Origin of the sequence: Kitasatospora sp. NPDC059571 (assembly GCF_042735675.1) — a bacterium.
In the GTDB taxonomy this organism is placed as follows: Bacteria; Actinomycetota; Actinomycetes; order Streptomycetales; family Streptomycetaceae; genus Kitasatospora.
On the sequence record NZ_JBHWBW010000731.1, the window covers coordinates 1 to 2382 of the forward strand.

The window sequence follows — 2382 nt, forward strand, 5'->3', positions numbered from 1 at the left end:
GGCTCGGCCCGCCCCGGCAGGAAGGGAGAGCACGGTCAGGACCTGCCGAATTCCTTGTCGATGAGGTCGAGGAGGTCGTCGGCGGACACGTCGTCCAGCTCGTCCTCGTCGGCCTCGTCCGCCGTGCCGCCGGCCGCGTTCCACTTGGCCAACAGGGCCTGGAGCCGGGCGGTGACGCGGGCGCGGTCGGCATGGTCCGGCGCGACGGCGGACAGCGTCCGGTCCAGCGCGTCGAGTTCGGCGAGCGCCGGGGCCGCGCCGGTCTCGTCGTCGCCGGCGATCTCGGCCCGCAGGTGGGCGGCGAGCGCGGCCGGGTTCGGGTAGTCGAACACCAGGCTGGTGGGCAGCCGCAGGCCGACGGCGGCGCCGAGCCGATTGCGCAGCTCGACCGCGGTCAGGGAGTCGAAGCCCAGCTCGGTGAACGCCCTCGCGGCCTCGACCGCCGCGGCCCCCGCGTAGCCGAGGACGGCGGCGACCTCGCCGCGGACCAGCTCCAGCAGCGCCCGTTCCCGCTCGACGGCGGGCATCGACCGCAGCTGCTCCAGGAACGCTGCGGACTGCTCGGCCGCACCCGCCTCCGGCCCTGCGGCGGCGCCCTCCAGCGCCTCGCGGACCTCGGGCAGGTCGCCGATCAGCGGCCGCGGCCGGGCGGCGGTGAAGGCCGGGGCGAACAGCGCCCAGTCCACGTCCGCCACGGTCAGCGCCGTCTCCCGGTGGTCCAGCGCCTGCTGGAGCGCGGCGATGCCGAGCTCCGGCGCCATCACCCGCAGGCCGCGCCGGCGCAGCTGCTCGGCGGCAGCGGCGTCGTCCGCCGCCATCCCGATGCCGCCCCACGGGCCCCACGCCACCGAGGTGGCGGCGAGTCCGGCGGCGCGGCGCCGCTCGGCGAGCGCGTCGAGGAAGGCGTTGGCCGCCGCATAGCCGGTCTGGCCACCGGAGCCCCACACCCCGGCGATCGACGAGAAGAGGACGAAGGCGTCCAGCTCGGTGTCGCCGAGTGCCGCGTCGAGGTGGACCGCCCCGGACACCTTGGCGTCCACGACAGCCGCCAGTTCGGCGAGGTCGCTGTCCATCAGCGCGGTGTCCTGGGTGACACCGGCGGCGTGCACCACCGCGCGCAGCGGCAGGCCGTCCGCGTCCACGAGCAGCCGCTTGACCAGCGACTCCACCGCCTCGCGGTCGGAGGCGTCGCAGACCTCCAGGGTCACCCGGACGCCGGTGGCCGCCAGTTCGTCGCGCAGCCGGACCGCACCCGGGGCATCGGCACCGCGCCGGCCGGTGAGCACCAGGTGCTCGGCGCCGTTGCGGGCCAGCCAGCGGGCCACCTCCGAACCGAGCGCGCCCGTGCCGCCGGTGACCAGCACCGTGCCGCGGGGCCGCCACGGCGTGGTCGCGGCAGTGGGCCGCTCGGCGCGCACCAGGCGCCGGGCCAGGACGCCGGAGCGGCGTACCGCCAGCTGGTCCTCGCCGTCCCCGGCGCAGAGCACGCCCGCCAGGCGGGCCGCCGCCCGGTCGTCCACCGTCTCCGGCAGGTCGACCAGACCGCCCCAGCGCTCGGGGTGTTCCAGGGCCACCGTCCGGCCCAGGCCCCAGACCTGCGCCTGGACCGGGCTCAGCACACCCTGGCCCGCGCCCGTCGCCACCGCGCCGCGCGTCACGCACCACAGCGGGGCACCGATCCCGGTGTCACCGAGGGCCTGGACGAGCACCGCGGTCGCAGCCGGTCCGGCGGCGAGGGCCGGGTGGACGGGGTGCTGCTCCTCGTCCAGGGCCAGCAGCGAGAGGACACCGGCCGGGGCCTCACCTGCCGCATCCCCGGCAGCGCGCAGCAGCTCGGCGAGCGCGGCGCGCTCGCAGGCGCCCGCGTCGACCGCGATCCGCCGCACCCGCGCCCCGCCGTCCGACAGGGCCCGCTCGACCGCGGCGGTCCACTGCTGCCCGGCCGACGGGAGCGTGCCGTCCGCCGGGACGACCAGCAACCAGTCACCGGTCAGCACCCCGTCGTACGAGGCGTCGGCCTGCGGCCGCCAGACCACCCGGTAGCGCCAGCCGTCCACCAGGTGCTGCTCCCGCTGCTGACGCCGCCAGGCCGAGAGCACCGGCAGGACGGGCGCCAGGGCATTCAGCGGGGACTGCGCGTCCGCGGCGTCCACCTCCAGGGTCGCCGCCAGCGTCGCCAGATCCTCGCTCTCCACCGCCTCCCAGAACCGGGCATCCACCGGGTCGCCGCCCTGCCCCGCCGCGCCGTACGCGGCGGCCGCCACGGCGACCGGGGCCTCCGGCCAGTACCGCTGCCGCTGGAAGGGGTAGGTGGGCAGGTCGACCCGGCGGGCGCCGGTGCCGGCGAAGACCGCCGGCCAGTCGACGGCGAGGCCGCGGACA

Annotated in this window: 1 protein-coding gene; it reads right to left on the minus strand. The window is 77.6% G+C overall.

What is annotated here, in order from left to right; translation table 11 throughout:
* Nucleotides 1-35: 35 nt before the first annotated feature.
* On the minus strand, nt 36-2382 hold a 2347-nt coding region (locus ACFV0G_RS38385; RefSeq protein WP_380558217.1), incomplete at its 5' end, for an SDR family NAD(P)-dependent oxidoreductase.